This window comes from Arsukibacterium sp. (genome assembly GCF_018402695.1).
Taxonomy (GTDB): domain Bacteria; phylum Pseudomonadota; class Gammaproteobacteria; order Enterobacterales; family Alteromonadaceae; genus Alishewanella.
The window spans coordinates 1-16,193 of record NZ_JAGYIM010000008.1 but is presented as its reverse complement, the minus strand read 5'-3'; the positions used below and the strand labels follow the sequence as shown (position 1 = coordinate 16,193).

16 protein-coding genes are annotated in these 16,193 nt (G+C 46.9%); 10 read left to right on the top strand and 6 right to left on the bottom strand.

The annotated features are described in order from the left end of the window. Positions 1-79: 79 nt before the first annotated feature. The 7 genes from KG631_RS01025 (at position 80) to KG631_RS01000 (ending at position 5,406) form a co-directional block, all read left to right on the top strand. A complete protein-coding gene (locus KG631_RS01025) occupies positions 80-799 on the top strand; it encodes an AHH domain-containing protein (protein ID WP_008221566.1) in 720 nt (239 codons plus the stop codon). Next, positions 799-1,392 (top strand): hypothetical protein, encoded by a 594-nt coding sequence (locus tag KG631_RS01020; protein WP_008221565.1) that lies wholly within the window; start codon positions 799-801, stop codon positions 1,390-1,392. The genes KG631_RS01025 and KG631_RS01020 overlap by 1 nt, the downstream gene beginning before the upstream one ends. 136 nt (positions 1,393-1,528) lie before the next feature. Then, the gene (locus KG631_RS01015) at positions 1,529-2,086 is read left to right on the top strand and encodes a hypothetical protein (RefSeq protein ID WP_008221562.1); all 558 of its coding nucleotides are present in this window, start codon (positions 1,529-1,531) and stop codon (positions 2,084-2,086) included. 229 nt (positions 2,087-2,315) lie between these two features. Further along, positions 2,316-2,606, top strand: coding sequence for a Chromate resistance protein ChrB (locus KG631_RS18675; RefSeq protein WP_301003522.1), 291 nt, complete (start codon positions 2,316-2,318; stop codon positions 2,604-2,606). Beyond that, complete coding sequence (locus KG631_RS01010; RefSeq protein ID WP_301003521.1) at positions 2,585-3,247, top strand: chromate resistance protein ChrB domain-containing protein; 663 nt, start codon at positions 2,585-2,587, stop codon at positions 3,245-3,247. The genes KG631_RS18675 and KG631_RS01010 overlap by 22 nt, the downstream gene beginning before the upstream one ends. Then, positions 3,244-4,608, top strand: coding sequence for a chromate efflux transporter (gene chrA, locus KG631_RS01005; RefSeq protein WP_301003520.1), 1,365 nt, complete (start codon positions 3,244-3,246; stop codon positions 4,606-4,608). The genes KG631_RS01010 and chrA overlap by 4 nt, the downstream gene beginning before the upstream one ends. Before the next feature lie 54 nt (positions 4,609-4,662). Further along, a complete protein-coding gene (locus KG631_RS01000; RefSeq protein WP_213994820.1) occupies positions 4,663-5,406 on the top strand; it encodes a Fe-Mn family superoxide dismutase in 744 nt (247 codons plus the stop codon). Positions 5,407-5,526: 120 nt separating this feature from the next. On the opposite strand, the gene KG631_RS00995 is transcribed toward KG631_RS01000, so the two are convergent. Then, complete coding sequence (locus KG631_RS00995) at positions 5,527-6,585, bottom strand: DNA-binding protein (protein ID WP_213994819.1); 1,059 nt, start codon at positions 6,583-6,585, stop codon at positions 5,527-5,529. A 248-nt stretch (positions 6,586-6,833) separates the two neighbouring features. Here KG631_RS00995 and KG631_RS00990 point away from each other — a divergent pair, with 248 nt between their 5' ends. The 3 genes from KG631_RS00990 to KG631_RS00980 all read left to right on the top strand — a co-directional run bounded on the left by KG631_RS00990 (position 6,834) and on the right by KG631_RS00980 (position 11,856). Then, a complete protein-coding gene (locus tag KG631_RS00990; protein WP_213994818.1) occupies positions 6,834-8,075 on the top strand; it encodes a tyrosine-type recombinase/integrase in 1,242 nt (413 codons plus the stop codon). Between the two features lie 17 nt (positions 8,076-8,092). After that, positions 8,093-11,095, top strand: a complete 3,003-nt coding sequence (locus tag KG631_RS00985; protein ID WP_213994817.1) for a Tn3 family transposase — start codon at positions 8,093-8,095, stop codon at positions 11,093-11,095. Positions 11,096-11,241: 146 nt separating this feature from the next. Further along, a complete protein-coding gene (locus KG631_RS00980; RefSeq protein WP_213994816.1) occupies positions 11,242-11,856 on the top strand; it encodes a CIA30 family protein in 615 nt (204 codons plus the stop codon). 32 nt (positions 11,857-11,888) lie between these two features. Here KG631_RS00980 and KG631_RS00975 read toward each other — a convergent pair whose 3' ends face one another. The 5 genes from KG631_RS00975 to ihfB are packed head-to-tail and all read right to left on the bottom strand — an operon-like array spanning position 11,889 to position 16,101. Beyond that, a complete protein-coding gene (locus KG631_RS00975; protein ID WP_213994815.1) occupies positions 11,889-13,613 on the bottom strand; it encodes a potassium/proton antiporter in 1,725 nt (574 codons plus the stop codon). A gap of 25 nt (positions 13,614-13,638) precedes the next feature. Then, complete coding sequence (gene pyrF, locus KG631_RS00970) at positions 13,639-14,349, bottom strand: orotidine-5'-phosphate decarboxylase (protein ID WP_213994814.1); 711 nt, start codon at positions 14,347-14,349, stop codon at positions 13,639-13,641. A 27-nt stretch (positions 14,350-14,376) separates the two neighbouring features. After that, the gene (locus KG631_RS00965) at positions 14,377-15,456 is read right to left on the bottom strand and encodes an N-acetylglucosaminyl transferase (RefSeq protein ID WP_301003518.1); all 1,080 of its coding nucleotides are present in this window, start codon (positions 15,454-15,456) and stop codon (positions 14,377-14,379) included. A 59-nt stretch (positions 15,457-15,515) separates the two neighbouring features. Continuing rightward, complete coding sequence (locus KG631_RS00960) at positions 15,516-15,758, bottom strand: lipopolysaccharide assembly protein LapA domain-containing protein (RefSeq protein ID WP_213994813.1); 243 nt, start codon at positions 15,756-15,758, stop codon at positions 15,516-15,518. A gap of 37 nt (positions 15,759-15,795) precedes the next feature. Next, positions 15,796-16,101, bottom strand: coding sequence for an integration host factor subunit beta (gene ihfB, locus KG631_RS00955; protein ID WP_268753150.1), 306 nt, complete (start codon positions 16,099-16,101; stop codon positions 15,796-15,798). Between the last annotated feature and the right edge of the window lie 92 nt (positions 16,102-16,193).

Sequence of the window (16,193 nt, the reverse complement as noted above, 5' to 3'; positions counted from 1 at the left end):
ATTTACAAATGATTGATATGGCAGCCGTCTAAAATTAGAATACCGGCAATTGCTGGTATATGAGGGAGAGAACGTCAGGATGAAAACGAACACGCCTATCCAATACTTCAGCTTTCCAAAACCGGAAAGACCACTGAATCCATCCCCGCTTGATATGATTATTTATCAATACGAGCTTAAAGCCAGTGAATTTCATAACGGCAGAAACAGCCAGGCTCCAGTTAACGAGACAGCAAAGCAAAAAGCTGAGCGCATAGCTAAGCGTGATAAAGACTGGCAACACTTGCGTTTGGAGCGCCGAAAAATTGCTGCGCACATTATGTACCAGGAAAATCTCACGGCTTATCGCAAATCTAGCGAGTCGAAGACTATCCGTGAACTGGCAACCGAAAACCATCATCCAACAAAGATGTTGGCCAGAAACTTACTTGCCGTAGGTGAGCCGAAACCAACACCAATCCATGAGGCTCACCATATCATCCCGGGCTCAGGTAAACATCGCAAAGAGTTGATTATCAGAAGTCGCCTGAATCTGCATGCATTTGGGATCGGTATTAATGACCCGTTAAATGGTATCTGGCTGCGTAATTTTGCGAAGAATACTGCTGATGACTGGGCCACGCCTGAATCACCGGCACACAGGCCAATTCATACCTACAATTATGAAACTTGGATTGCGTCAAAGTTTTCAAACGATAATCTGCCTGAGCGTGTATTCTTGTCACGGTTACAAACCGTAAAACGTGAACTTCGCTCAGGTACTCACCCGGCTGATATTCTTCAGAGGAAAGCCGGCTGATGGAAAATGAATTAATGGTAAAGACAACAACAGTATATCGGCTAAAGCCCATCGAAAACGCTTATGAAGTCCCGGATTTGGATTTGTTTCAGTTCGCTGACATCCTTGGTGATGACGATTTATCGTTAGTAAGGCGCCAACCCAGAACCAACGAAAGTTTACTGGAAAAATGGACACCGAGCAGGTGTGAGCTGGCTTCGGAATACAAGCAAGGACTGCCAGTACCGGATGTGTCCTTCTGGGGTTCATACTTGCTGTTATCGGAAGAGGCTTATAACGCGTTTAAAGCCATACTGGGTGATGCCGGAGAGTTTTTAGCCCTGCAGGTTGGCTATATGCAGATGTATATTTTTGTGCCGATGCAGTTTGTAAAAGAAGATATCTCGAAAACTGTACGTCACTATGAAGACGGGTTTGAGTGTGGGGTTGAGACATTGGCATTTGAGCCGTCATCATTGGCAGGCAAGACTGTTTTTAAATCAGAGATGTATGGTACTCATGGCCTTTTCGTAACGGATTGCTTTAAAGCCGCCTATGAAAAGCACAACTTTACTGGTGTAGCGTTTGTTGAGGATCTGGCCGGCATTTTCTAGCGATAACCGTCAACAAAGCCCGGCGACATAAAAGACAACACGTCTATGGTCACAGATAAGCTGGATTATCTGGCCTGCGGGTTCAATTAAGGCATGGTGTTTTTTCAGTGGATAGTGCGACGCCCGGAGGTAGTTCATGATATTCCGAATTGAAGCGCCTAAAAACACGCACGAGATTATCGATTTTGATGTGCTGAGCATGGCCGACATGCTTGGCGATAAAGACTTCAAGTTGGTGAGACGGCTGTCAAACTCCAATGTGAGCATTGCGGACAGATGGGTGAAGCCCAGCTGTGGTTTCAATAAAAAATACAAGAGTAAAACTGAACCCAGTGATGTTTCGCTTTGGGGGAGTTTCTTGCTGTTGAGTCCATTGGCTTATAAGTCGTTATCCTCAGAGTTATCTGCTCATGGTGAGTTTTTACCTATTGATTTAAAAGATAAAGATTGGTTGCTATTTAATTGTTTGGCGTTAGGCGCAGAGTCTTTGGCTGAGTGTGTTACTCATGAGGCTGAGTTAGAGAAACTGGTTTTTGATGAGCGCAAGCTGGCTGATAAGTTCATTTTTAAATCTGCATTGGAAGGATGTAAAACGCTTTTTTGTGATGACCGCCTGAAGATAGCGGTGACTCAGCTACCAGCGTGTGGGGTAAATTTTAACACCAATTTGGTTGAGCAGTTTTTAGTGTTGTGATGTATTGATGGAATAACTGCCGCGTGTTCATTACTTAACAATATTCAAGCTGCAGGTTTCCCCGGTGAGAATACTGCAACACTTTCCCCACCTCATTGCCTGGAACTCAGCAGCATTCTCAAGATCAAGCCAGCCATTAAACTTACCATACAGTTTTGGCCTTTTCCTGTACATCTTCAGGTAATTGTCATAGACTTCAATCATATTTCTGTAAACAGCTCTACATAATATGAAGTGGATACTACTTATTTTATCACTACCTACCTTAAACGCGACAGCGCGGATGCGGGTGTGGCGAACCCTTAAATCTGCGGGTGCGGCAGTATTACGCGATGGTGTTTATCTACTTCCCCAACGGCAAAAGCACCAGCAATTATTTGATGGTTTGGCACAAGAAATCGAAATAAGTAAAGGCTCTGCTTATGTACTCTTGTTTGACACGGAAGATGCAGGACAGTTTAGTGGCATGTTTAACCGTAGCGAAGCCTATGCCCTCCTTTGCTGGAACTACAGCCGATAAAAGAATTGTCAGTCAGCTCGTTACAAGAAGCGACACGGCAGCTGCGCAAACTGCGTAAAAACTTCACGGCTATCGCAGCAATTGATTTCTTTCCCGGCGAAGCGCAAGCGCAAGCGCAGCAAGCGATACAAGATCTCGAGCTCCAACTCAACCGCCAGTTATCACCCAACGAACCTCATGAACGTACAGGGCAGATCACACAGTTGGAGATCAATCTGTATCGCAGCCGCTTATGGGCAACCCGTCAGAGACCATGGGTAGATCGCCTGGCCAGCGCGTGGTTGATCCAACGTTTTATCGATAGCGATGCCCGCTTTATTTGGCTGGTTGCACCGGAAGATTGCCCCGCAGATGCCTTGGGATTTGATTTCGATGGGGCCAGTTTTACTCATATCAACGGAAAAGTCACTTTTGAAGTCCTGCTTGAAAGTTTTGGTTTAAATAATCCTGGCTTGGATCGTTTGGGAGCCTTGGTACATTTTCTGGACGTAGGTGGTGCCCAGCCAAGTGAAGCAAGTGGACTGGAGCAGATCTTGTGGGGATTGCGAAACAGCATTAGTGACGATGATCAACTCATCTCAAGTGCCAATAGTGTTTTCGACGCGCTATTTGCTGCTTTTAGTGAAAAGGAGACACCATGAGCAACATTACAGAATTAACGTCCCATCAACAAGTTCAAACGCCTGCCCCTGTCAGTTTTTGGCAGGCTTTTCTGTTCTGGCTAAAACTCGGCTTTATAAGTTTTGGTGGCCCGGCAGGCCAAATTGCTATCATGCATCAGGAGTTGGTAGAGCGCAGACGTTGGATCAGTGAAAAACGATTTCTGCATGCGCTCAATTACTGCATGGTATTGCCGGGCCCTGAAGCGCAACAACTCGCCACGTACATTGGTTGGCTAATGCACCGCACCTGGGGGGGGATTGTGGCGGGTGTACTGTTTGTATTACCGTCTCTCTTCATTCTGATCGCGCTTTCGTGGGTGTATCTTGCCTATGGTGATGTGAGTTGGAGCCGGTTTGTTTTATGGTATCAAACCGGCTGTAACGGCCATAGTTGTGCATGCCACACACCGGATCGGCTCCGAGCATTGAAAAATAACATGATGTGGGTGATTGCCGCTGCAGCATTTGTAGCGATATTCGCACTTAGCGTGCCTTTTCCTTATATCGTTATTGCGGCAGCGCTCACCGGTTATCTGGGCGGCCGGTATTTACCTGACTATTTTAACAGTAACGGCGGGCATGGCGACTCAGGGAAATCGTTCGGAACGGCGTTACTCGACGATAATACCCCCACACCCAAACACGCCATTTTCCGCTGGTCGCGTTTCAGTATGATTTTGATTGCCGGTATCGTCCTGTGGGTAATGCCTATGCTTGCGCTTTGGGCAGTCTGGGGCTGGGAACACACCTTTACGCAAATGGCATGGTTCTTTACCAAAGCCGCCTTGGTCACTTTTGGCGGAGCCTATGCGGTATTGCCCTACGTCTATCAGGGAGCAGTCGGTCAGTATGGCTGGCTCACCCCGACACAAATGATTGATGGACTCGCTCTGGGTGAAACCACGCCGGGGCCGCTTATTATGGTCGTGGCGTTCGTTGGTTTTGTCGGAGGATATGCCAATGCCGTATTTGGCCCCGACATGATTTTTGTCGCCGGCGCCGTTGCCGCGACTATTGTCACGTGGTTTACGTTCTTACCGGCCTTCATTTTTATCTTCGCCGGCGCGCCCTTTATTGAAACGACACACAATGATCTGAATTTCACCGCGCCATTGACGGCGATCACTGCAGCGGTGGTAGGCGTTATTTTAAATCTGGCTCTATTTTTTGGTTACCACATTTTGTGGCCAGAAGGGTTTGATGGGCAGTTTGAATGGATATCTGCCGTCATTGCTGTCGCAGCGGGCATCGCATTATTTCGTTACAACATGAATGTAATGAAAGTTATCAGCGCCTGTGCACTCGTCGGGCTTGCGCTTACATTGTCGGGGCTTGCTTAAACCGTGTGTCAATCTACTTAATGTTGACTAACCATTTAAATGGAGAAAAAACCAGTGAATGACCTTGATCAAAACAGACGTGATTTCCTGATTACCAGTGCTGCCGCGGCCGGGAGTTTACTGTTGAGCTCACCTGTAAATGCCGACGCAATCGTTAAAACAGCTAACACGAGTGTAGGAGAAAATTGGATGAACCCAGAAATTAAGCCCAAACCGCTGCCTTTTGATGCGGGCAAATTAAAAGGCTTGTCTGCCAATTTGATAGAATCACATTGGGCGAATAATTACAGCGGATCGGTGAAAACCCTAAATGCAGTGAATGATAAATTGAACCAGGCACTGGCAAACACCGACACGCCGGCGTTTCTCTACAATGACCTCAAGCGGGAGCACTTGATCCGTACAGGCTCAGTCATTTTGCACGAGTTATATTTTGATAATCTGGGTGGAAATGGTAAAGCGGATGGCGAACTACGCTCTGCAATTGCCAAACAATTCGGCACCTTTGATCGCTGGGAAACCGAATTTAGAAAGATTGCCCAGGGTTTGGGTGGGGGTTCCGGCTGGGTTGTTTTAGCGTACAACACCCATTTCAACAAGCTGGAAAATTATTGGATGGGTGATCACGCGCATTATCCGGCGGGAACCATACCATTGCTGGTCATGGATATGTATGAACACTCCTACCATATGGATTTTGGCGCTGCGGCAAGTAAATATATTGATGCGTTTTTTATCAATATAAATTGGGACAAAGTCGCCCAGCGTTTGCAACGACCTATGGTAAATTCAGTGTAAACAACATACTGCAAGTGTTAACCAGGTTGCTACATTGAACTGAATATGAGATGGGAGCAGGTTCAGTTCAATGAAGCAACCGGGGGCAACGCCTCTGGTTGATCCGGATTGATGAGGGGATTAGTCAAGATCAGCATCGACCACAATCACGTCTTCGCCTTTGATATATTGGGTCGGCGTCGACATGGCGTTGATGGTAGAGAATGTCTGCCAGAGTTGCTGCTGGGTACTGAGCGAAGCGGATAACGCGGCTCTTTCCTGCAGCCAGGCTTGTTCTTTTTGTTGCAAACTCACCACTTGAGCCAACGCCGCAGCGCATTGCTCTTGGAGGGGGGCGAACTCCTTGTGCAGCCCGGCAAGATCCATGTCTTTGCGGTAAAGTTGCTGCTCGGCCTGCTGGTGATTGTGCTGCAAAGCAACCAGCTGTTGCTCAACTGTTTTGACAGACTGCCGGGCCTGGTGAAGCTCTGCGGATAACTGCAGCGTCTGCTCTTTCAGAGTGGTACATTCTTGCTGTTTCACACTGATAGTTTGTTGACTTATTCTCAGTTCAGCCTGTAATTGTTGGATCTGATGTTCATGCCGCTGGAGTTCTTGTTCGCGTTGCGTCTGTACCGAGTCACGATAGTGCTCTAACGCTTTCCTGGCATGTTGATGCTTTTCTTCCAACGAAGCAATGTGCTGCTCTTTCGTGCTGAGTAAGCTTTTAAGATGCGCATTATCGCCGGTTAAGGCCGTGATTTTCAGCGTGTCTTGCTGGTGAGAAGTGAGTAGTTGCGTATTTTTTTGTTCAGTCTCTGAAAGTTGATGCTGCAATCGTTTGGTCTGCTCAGTCAGATCCTGAACTTGTGTCCGCAGCCGATCAGAGATTTCCTGCCAATTGGCCTGTGCGGCCTGATGAGCAGCTTTGGTTTGCTCGAGCTGAGCCATCGCTTCTTCTTGCAACCTTCGGGCTAATTGGACGACGGTTGCCCGAAGGGTATCCGTCAATAGCTGTTCGTCATGCAACAGCGTCGAGTCATCCTCTTCCAGCTCCCGCAGCCAGCGTTGAATGGTTGAACGCGAGCCGGTATTGCCCAATTCAACGCGAAGCGAATCGAGCGTCACGGAGTGACCTGCGTCTATGAGCCGTTGTCTGGCGTCTTTTACGTCGTCTTTGGTGATACCGGTTCTGGCCATATCAATCTCATTTCATACTAATACGTAATATGTATATACATACTAAATCAAAAATAAAAATAGTCAAAAATTCATCATTTATAACAAGTGATAATTATGGATTATTACTTGTTAAGCGCTGAACTCGGTTAAATCAGGTTTTCCGGGGTACGTAATTGCACGTTCTGGAGCAGGGATACTTGCGAAACGCATGAGCAACGCTGTAGAGTACACCGCATAAAAAACAATCAATTCTAAGCGTAGATGCAGTGAATACCCTGGATCAGTATTTACAGGCTGCGACACGGGACAATACCCGACGCAGCTATCAGGCTGCCGTGGAGCATTTTGAAACCCAGTTTGGCGGCGTTCTGCCGACCACCAGTACGCAGATCTGCCGCTACCTGGCGAAGTATGCCGTTACTTTATCGTTTAATACCCTCAAACAGCGCCTTTCAGGGTTATCTGCCTGGCACCGGCAACAGGGGTTTGCCGATCCGACGAAATCCCCGATGGTCAGAAAAGTACTAAAAGGGATCCGCGAATTACATCCGGCCAGAGAAAAGCAGGCTAAACCTCTGCAATTGGATGCGCTCACTCAAATCAGCCATTCGTTAGACGCAAGTGAGGCCTTGGCCATCCGGGTTAATGATCAGCCATTGCTGTTGCGAACGTGTCGGGACCGAGCATTAGTTCTGGTCGGATTTTGGCGCGGATTTCGAGGAGACGAGCTGTGTCGGATGGAGGTAGAACACATTTCGCTGGCTACAAACGAAGGCATGCAGATCTATCTTCGCCGAAGTAAAGCCGACCGTTCGAACAGAGGGGAAGTATACCGTCTGCCTGCGTTGGCACGTTTATGTCCGGTACGCGCACTGGAGCGGTATCTGGAGATCTCCGGGTTAACCCAGGGCCCGGTGTTTCGTGGCATTAGCCGCTGGGGACATTTGAGTCAAACCGCGTTGACGGCCAACAACATTATTCCGCTGTTGCGTCAAATCTTCTCCCGGGCCGGGCTCATTGATGTGGACAATTACAGTGCACATTCTTTACGTCGAGGTTTTGCTACATGGGCAGGCCAAAGTGGTTGGTCCCTAAAAGCGTTGATGGAGTACGTGGGATGGAAAGATCTGAATTCTGCGATGCGCTATATCGATAGTCCGGACCCGTTCTTACAGAGTGTTGAAGCTGTCGAGCCGCAATCGATCAGTGCACTCCTGGCGGCCCACGAGCTTGAACTTCACTATAGTCTGCAGCGGTACCATAAAAATAGCCGTGATCCTGTCAAAGTCCGCCAGAAAATAGACCGTTTCTGTCTCAAGCCCTTGCAGGCAGAATGTATTGACGAAACAAACCATCGTTACCGATTGACACTTGCCACACAGGATGACGCGCATCTGGATGAACGTATTGATGATTTACTGGCCACTCTGTATCACATGGCTCAGGATCATCAATGCATGATTGAGATAACCCTAACAGAGCCGGCGACTGGACGTTATTGGGATTAATAGGGAGTTTGCAACGGATGCAGAGCGGCTATCAGGATACAGCGTACCCGGTACTCGATTCACAATACAGCGCCAGGCTGCTTGAAAAGCATTATCGGCCGACAGAATTGGAGCTTAGTTGGGCAAGTGCCTACCGCAAGCCCTTGCACCGGCTCGGCTTTCTCATTCATCTGAAATTATTCCAGCGCATGGGATATTTTGTTGTTCCCAAAGACTTTCCGTTACCGCTAATCCGTTATCTGATGAAGTTCTCAGGAGTAAACAGCTTACCGTTACAGCCGGAATGGGCCACATATAACAAGTCAGCGGCACGGTTTAAACAGTTGGAGGATATCCGCAATGCCAGAGGTGTACGGCGTTACACAGACGAACACCAACAGTGGCTGATGGATGTTGCCAGAAAGGCAGCGCAGACCAAGGACAATGTCGCCGACATCATCAATGTCATGCTTGAGGAGCTCGTTCGCTTCTGCTTTGAACTGCCCGGTTTTTCTGAGCTGCAGCGGATCGCCAGGCTTATTCGCAATCAGGTTAATACAGCTTATTTTGAATCCATCGTTGAAGGACTCAGTACTGAGGCACGGCAGCACATTGATACCCTGTTGCAGAAAGATACCGAGCAAAATTACAGTGCTTGGCAACAGCTTAAACGTGAACCCAAAAAGCCGGGTGCTAAAGAGATCAACTTTTATCTGCAGCATGTCGGATGGCTGCTGAGCTTGTCAGACATCATGCCGGAGGTGCAAATCCCCGCGGTCAAACTCAAGCAATTCCTGACCGAAGCACAGGCCTTAGATATACAGGAAATGCGTGAGCTAAAGCCCACCAAGCGCTATGCTCTGGCTGTACTGCTGATCCGCGGCCAGAAAGGTAAAGCGCTGGATGATGTAACCAACATGCTGATCCGGATGTTGCGTCAGATGGAAAACCTGGCTCAGAAAAATCTGGAAGAATACATTCTGCAGCAGCAGAAAAAGGTCAATCAGCTTATTCAAACGTTACGTGCCGTGGTGGTCGCGTATGACCAGAACGGCTCCGAATTGGATAGGCTGAGCGCCGTGGGTGATGCCCTTAATCCGAGTAGCGATGTATTACTGGCCCGGTGCGACGAATATCTTGCTTACTCCGGCAATAACTTTTATCCCTTTTTACTGACCCCCTACAGAATCAAACGGGGGCTGATGTACCGCTGTCTGGATGTGTTGCAACTTCAGAGCGCAACCAGTGATGACAGTACTATCCAGTTGCTCCGTTTGTTGCTTTCCTTGCGGAACAGCCACAAAGAGTTTGTGCCGGCGCATCAGGTGTTGTCGTTCTGCGACGCGGATCCAACGGCGTTGTTTCCGGCACAGTGGAGCAAGCTGATAAAGCTGCCGCCAGGTAAAGATGATTCAGAGGTTAAGTACCACCGCAAATATCTGGAGCTGGCTATCTGGACCTTACTGAAGCAGGAGTTGGATTCGGGGGATGTACATGTATTGCATGGACAAGAGTACTACGATCATCGGGAAGAATTCGTCACGGTGGAGGAGTACGAGCAGGAGATTGACCGTTATGCCCAGGAAATCGAACTGCCCGTTAACCAGCCGGATGAATTTATTGAGTTACTCAAAACCCGGCTTACTGAAACCGCACTGCGGGTCGACGAGCGCTTTCCCGGTAATGACAGTGCCACGATAAAGTCGGGCCGGCTAAGCCTGAAAAAAACCAAGCGGGAACGTCCGGATAATAAGGTTGAAGCGTTAAAGGAGCTGATCAGTAACAAAATGGACACCACCAGCATCGTTGATATCCTGACAGATACCGAGCACTGGTTAGATCTTCACAAAATTGTCTATCCGCACTCTGGCAATAAAAGCCGGCTGGACAATCCGCAATATCGGTTTATCGCCACCTTATTTTGTTACGGTTGTAATCTGGGGCCGACACAAACCGCACGTTCTATTAAAGGGTTAAGCCCGCGACAAATCGCCTGGCTAAACATTAAGCAGGTAAGCGAAAGCAAACTGGATAAAGCACTAACAAAAGTGATCAATGCATACAATCAGTTTGATTTGCCAAAATTCTGGGGCGACGGTAGCCATGCTTCAGCCGATGGCACGAAGTGGGAATTGTACGAGCAGAACATGATGTCCCAGTACCATATTCGCTATGGTGGTTATGGCGGTATAGGTTATTATCACGTGTCAGACACTTATATTGCGCTGTTTAGCCACTTTATTCCCTGCGGCACGTATGAGGGGGTGTATATCCTGGACGCGCTGCAAAAAAATGAGTCAGATATCCAGCCTGATACCCTTCATGGGGATACCCATGCCCAAAGCTATACCGTGTTTGGATTATCACACTTACTCGGTATCAAGCTAATGCCCCGGATCCGTAATATCCATGACTTAAAATTTTTCCGGCCAGATAAACAAGCAAAATACCAACATATAGACGACTTATTTACCGGCAACATCGACTTTGAGCTGATCCGAAAATACCTGCCAGATATGCTCAGAGTGATGGTGTCCATTAAACTTGGGCGGATCACTCCTTCAACGCTATTGAAGCGATTAGGCACTTACAGTCGTAAGAATAAGCTGTATTTTGCGTTTAAGGAGCTGGGGAAAGTCGTACGGACCATATTTCTGCTGAACTACATTGATAATCCTGTCATGCGTCAGACCATTCACGCGGAAACCAATAAAACAGAAGAGTTCCACCAGTATAAAAGATGGTTGTTCTTTGGTGGCGAGCGCATCATTGCCGAAAATATTCGCTATGAGCAGCAAAAAGTCGTCAAGTATAACCAGCTGGTGGCCAACATGGTAATTCTGTATACCACGGCAAAAATGACGCAAGTATTGAAGCAGTTAACAGCCGAAGGGCATGAAATTACTCCCGAATTACTGGGATGTCTCGCTCCGTATTGGACGTCCTATATTAACCGGTTTGGAGATTACAACATTGACATCAACAGACCGATAGAACCATTGGATTTTCATCTTAATATTTCAAGAAATACAGATAGTTGAATCACTTTTTGTGAAAAAAATTCAGAATCCCGTCGGGCCCTCTTATAAAGACAATTTGGCCGCTTACGATCTATAGCGAGATTCTGCGCGTACAGTAATTAAATACCGGAGAAACTCATTGCCGGCTTAAAGCAGCGGAGTTAACGATGCGAGATTATTTAGCTTATGCCATTATCACGTTATTTGGTGCCAGTGCGATGACTACTGGAGCAGCTCCTTTGAAACAATCGGCAGCTACAGCATTGTTGGGTGGCGAAGTTCTGCAGTTTCATAATTCAGCGCATTTCAGCACAGTGCAGCTTATCCACGATACCGTTATGGGTGGCCGCTCAGACGGTAGCTTAGCGATGTTGTCTGAACCTGCTGGTCTGCGTTTTTCTGGCAATTTATCACTGGCAAATAATGGTGGTTTTGCTTCTGCTGAGTTTCGTTTGGCAAAACCATTACCGGCAGAAAGTTTTAATAGCGTCAAACTAACGGTTGCTGCTGATGGCCGCTTGTATCAATTAAGGCTGAAAACGCCCTATATTCCGCAAGGCGTGGCCTACGTTGCAAATTTTAAGACAGTTGAAGGCCAGAAAGATTATTATTTTCAGCCAACAGCATTTAATGGTCAATTCCGTGGCCGGACAGTCACCAATTTACCCGAGCTTAGGTTGGCTGATATTAGCCATGTTAGCGTGATGTTGGCTGATAAAAGGAGCGGAGCTTATAGTATCGTATTGTATTCAATAGAGTTATCTGCGCTGCAATCGATCTGACATCAGTGCGTAATGAATGTAGTCTGTAGTAACTAAGTATCCACAGCTTTAATACCCACCTGGGTGATAATACCCTGTTCGTCCAGTTCCCGCACTGTCAGGACAAGTTGATCCAGCCGTACTTGATCACCAATAACCACCCGTCGGTGAAAGCGTTCGCTGATATATGATGATAAGCTTTGCAGTTTATTTTGGTTATCCATATTAATGGTATAAAACGCATCTAAATCGGCAAGGCTGACTTCGCCATTTAATACAAAGTCACCAAAGAAATTGCTGTTGCTCAGACCTGATGTATCAGCTTCACTGGCCAGAATCTCACTGAGTTTTCTGACATCTCTCAGTTTTGCCAATACCATGATGGTATCGCGACTGTTAAATACCGGCTCGTTCGCTGGCAATTGCCACTCGCCGTCACGAATAATACCCAGAAACTGCACGGGCACACTGAACTTCAAATCCTGCCAGCAAACGCCTCGTACCGGTGATTCATCTTTAACAGTAAAGGCTAAAACCTCCATGACATCTTTACTGGGAATCGCATCTAACGGCATGGCTTGATCCGGCTCCAGTTCCCCGGGAACTTCCAGTTTTAACCAACGGGCAACCGGTACCAGACTCCAGCCTTGCAAGAGTAACGATACAATAACTACAACAAAAGCCACGTCAAAATACAGATGCTCATTAGGCACACCAGCCAACCAGGGAAACAACGCCAATATGATGGGTACTGCGCCCCTTAATCCCACCCAGCTGATAAAAACCTGGTCTTTAATGGGAAACCGAAACGGAATTAAACTGATGAGCACGGCTAATGGCCGGGCAACGAAAATTAAAATACCCGCCAGAATTAACGCATCAACTAAATGCTCTTTTAAATTACTCGGTACGACCAACAAACCCAGCATCAAAAACATACTGATCTGGCTGATCCAGGCTAAACCATCATGCATTCGAAGGATATGAATAATTTGTGGCAATCTGGCATTGCCTACCAGATAACCCATTAAATACACGGCTAAAAAACCGCTACCACCAAAGCTGTTGGTAACAGCATAAATAAAAATACTACTGGCGACTGCCAGCAAGGGGAAAAAAGCGAAACTTAACGGCAATTTTCGGCATAAAAATACGAACACCCGCCCCGCCCCATAACCCATGGCGCCACCCACCACGGCCTGCTGCAAAAAAGAAACTAATACTATCCAGTCCAGTTTAGTGTCCTGGGCTAATACACCTACCAGGGTCAGCGTTAACATAACAGCCATCGGGTCATTACTACCTGATTCAATTTCCAGGGTCGAGGCGACCCGCTGTTTAATTCTAAGTCGTTGGGACTGGAATATTGAAAAAACCGCGGCAGCATCAGTAGAGCTTAAAATTGCACCTAATAGTAATCCTTCTACAAAAGAAAGGTTTAGTAAGTAAGCGGCAGACACCCCCACTACCCCACAGGTAATGACTACGCCCAACGTCGCCAACATTGACGCAGGCGCTAATGCCACCCGGAAACGCTCCGGATGCGTTCGCATACCGCCATCAAATAAGATAATAACTAAAGCAATAGAGCCAATCAGGAACGCAGTTTGGGGATCATCAAACTGGATGCCGACGATACCATCTTCGCCAGCTATCATACCTATAATAAGAAATATCAGCAGCATAGGCGCACCGAGGCGCGCTGATATTAAAGTAGCGATAATACTGACGAAAAATAATAAACCGCCAATCAAAATAGAGAGGTTTATCGCATCCAAAAAAACCTCCTGTCGTTATGTAATGCTAAGCTCTGGCGTTGATAATTTCGTTTACCACAGCTTGTAATGCTACCAATGGCGATGTGGCCTGGGTGATTGGCCGGCCAATCACCAGATAATCTACCCCGGCTTTAATTGCTGCCGCCGGTGTCATAATCCGCTTCTGATCATCAGCGCTGCTGCTAGCAGGGCGAATTCCAGGAGTAACTAATTGAAAATTATTACCAAATTGCTGTTTTAATGCAACTGCTTCCTGTGCGGAGCATACTACACCATCTAAGCCGCTTGTTGCGGCCAGAGCGGCAAGTTTTTGTACCTGCTGTGCCGGGGTGAGACTAATACCCAGTTCAGTTAAATCGCTTTGTTCCATACTGGTCAGCACGGTTACCGCGATAAGTTTTGGTTTATTGATACCATAACGCTGTATAGCTTCCCGTGCAGCCATCATCATTTTACTGCCACCACTGGCATGAACATTAACCATCCATACCCCAAGATCCGCTGCCGCCTGCACTGCTTTAGCGACCGTATTAGGTATATCATGAAATTTCAGGTCGAGAAAAACGTCAAAATTTCGTTGCCGCAACTCAGTGACAAAGGCCGGACCAAAATGAGTAAACATCTCCTTACCAACCTTTAAACGGCATAAAGCCGGGTCAAGTTGGGCCACTAAATTAAGTGCTTCAGTCTGATTGGCATAGTCAAGCGCAACAACAACAGGCGTGTTACAAGACATTGGTATTCCTTATACGCAGGTAAATTACTAACGGCCATCAATACCGGTAATGGGTTCTACAGTTTCCCACTGCTGGCAAGATGGACATAACCAGTATTGCTGACGGGTTTTAAAACCGCAATTGCGGCAGCTATACAACACTTTGTTAGCGAGGTAAGCTTGTACCAGCTCTTCGACCGAAGATAACGCTTCTGCCGCAGCAGTCGATTGATGCTGGCGTACCTGTAACAACTTTTGAAATAAACGGATGCTGGGTTGCTGCTGCAGCTTATCTAATAAGAATTGCTCAGCCGCTTTTGGCGAACCATGCTCAGCCAGCCAGTCGGCCAGCAAACTACTGGCAGTGACATTATGCTGTTTATTAGCCAATTGGCTGAGTAACTGATACCACTGTTCACCATCAAAATCACATTGCTGTAACAGAGGCAAAACTTCAGCACTCCATTGCGGTTTTTGTTTAATAATACTCAGCAATGGCGCTTTCGCCTGATCGCGCTGCTCTTGTGCCAGATAGAACTTGGCCTGAGTAAAGCGTGGTCGGATAGCCAGCGGATTGTTATCGACTAATTGCTGTAAACGCCTAATGTCTGGCTGCTCTTGCATCGCTTCAACAGCCATATTAGCCAGGGCAATTTTTAAAGAACGTGACTGGCTATTACTTACTTCAGTTTCAAGTGACAGCGCTTTGTGCCAGTCATGGCTGGCGGTAAAAATACTGAACAATTGTTTCAGCGCCGGTTCACGCCAACGGGTGGTGTTAACCAAGGGGGTCGCCAGGCTCTCAGCCCGATCATACAAACCGGCAGAGAAATAATCTTTTGCCAATTCGTACTGAATTTGTTGAGCTTGTGGTTTGGCTAACTTTAATTGATGCAGTTTTTCATGAATACGGATGGCTTTGTCCCAATCGCCTTTGCGTCGGAATAAGTTCGCCAGGGCTAAATAGGTTTCGATAGTGTGGCGGCTTCGATATCCAGCAATTCCAGCAACTGCTCGATGGCCTTGTCTTCCTGGATCTGTCAGTAAAAAATTAAGACCAGAGGAAAGATTGCGGGTGACGCTGGCACGGTCTTTAAGTTCAGTATGTTTAACGCTATTTCTACCCATAAACCAGCCGTAAGCGGCAGCTACAGGTAGTAACAAAAATAGCAATTCCAACATAAAAGTCAGGTTTTCTCTGCGGTAGGTTTAAGCCATTTTTTGGTGCGACGAGCCATGCTTAACCAAGCTGCAATTATCAATCCTAACAGCACGCCGGTTATCAGGAAAATTATGGCAATATCAACAACACGCAATTGCAGTTTTACGACAAGAAAATGAATATCAGTTAGTTGTTGGTTAATCGCACCAAACACAAAACCTACTACCAGAAAAGCAATAATCAGTATCAGATACAGTAATCTGCTCAAAAGACTCTCCGTGTACTGCAATAGACCTGATTAGAGATCAGGTATTATCTTTTACCCTATCGCGTAATTCTTTTCCTGGCTTAAAGTGTGGGACGTATTTACCGTCTAATTCAACTTTATCGCCGGTTTTAGGATTGCGGCCAATACGGGGAGCACGATAGTGCAGTGAAAAACTGCCAAAACCGCGGATCTCGATGCGCTCGTTCGATGACAGTGATTGGGCCATCTGTTCCAGAATTTCTTTAACAGATGCTTCGACATCCTTGACTTGAATATGCGGGAAATCGGTTGCTAATTTTTCAATCAATTCAGACTTGGTCATAGACCCTCCTGCAAAACCCAAATGATAAAGCAAGGGGCAAGTGCCCCCTGCTTTGCTAGCAATTAATCCTGCTTCTGAGCAGCTTTAAATGCTTCGGCCATAGCGTTACCACC

Coding starts and splice junctions, on each gene's coding strand:
- KG631_RS01025 (WP_008221566.1), top strand. CDS start 80: ATGAAAACGAACACGCCTATCCAATACTTCAGCTTTCCAAAACCGGAA.
- KG631_RS01020 (WP_008221565.1), top strand. CDS start 799: ATGGAAAATGAATTAATGGTAAAGACAACAACAGTATATCGGCTAAAG.
- KG631_RS01015 (WP_008221562.1), top strand. CDS start 1,529: ATGATATTCCGAATTGAAGCGCCTAAAAACACGCACGAGATTATCGAT.
- KG631_RS18675 (WP_301003522.1), top strand. CDS start 2,316: ATGAAGTGGATACTACTTATTTTATCACTACCTACCTTAAACGCGACA.
- chrA (WP_301003520.1), top strand. CDS start 3,244: ATGAGCAACATTACAGAATTAACGTCCCATCAACAAGTTCAAACGCCT.
- KG631_RS00995 (WP_213994819.1), bottom strand. CDS start 6,585: ATGGCCAGAACCGGTATCACCAAAGACGACGTAAAAGACGCCAGACAA.
- KG631_RS00985 (WP_213994817.1), top strand. CDS start 8,093: ATGCAGAGCGGCTATCAGGATACAGCGTACCCGGTACTCGATTCACAA.
- KG631_RS00980 (WP_213994816.1), top strand. CDS start 11,242: ATGCGAGATTATTTAGCTTATGCCATTATCACGTTATTTGGTGCCAGT.
- pyrF (WP_213994814.1), bottom strand. CDS start 14,349: ATGTCTTGTAACACGCCTGTTGTTGTTGCGCTTGACTATGCCAATCAG.
- KG631_RS00965 (WP_301003518.1), bottom strand. CDS start 15,456: ATGGGTAGAAATAGCGTTAAACATACTGAACTTAAAGACCGTGCCAGC.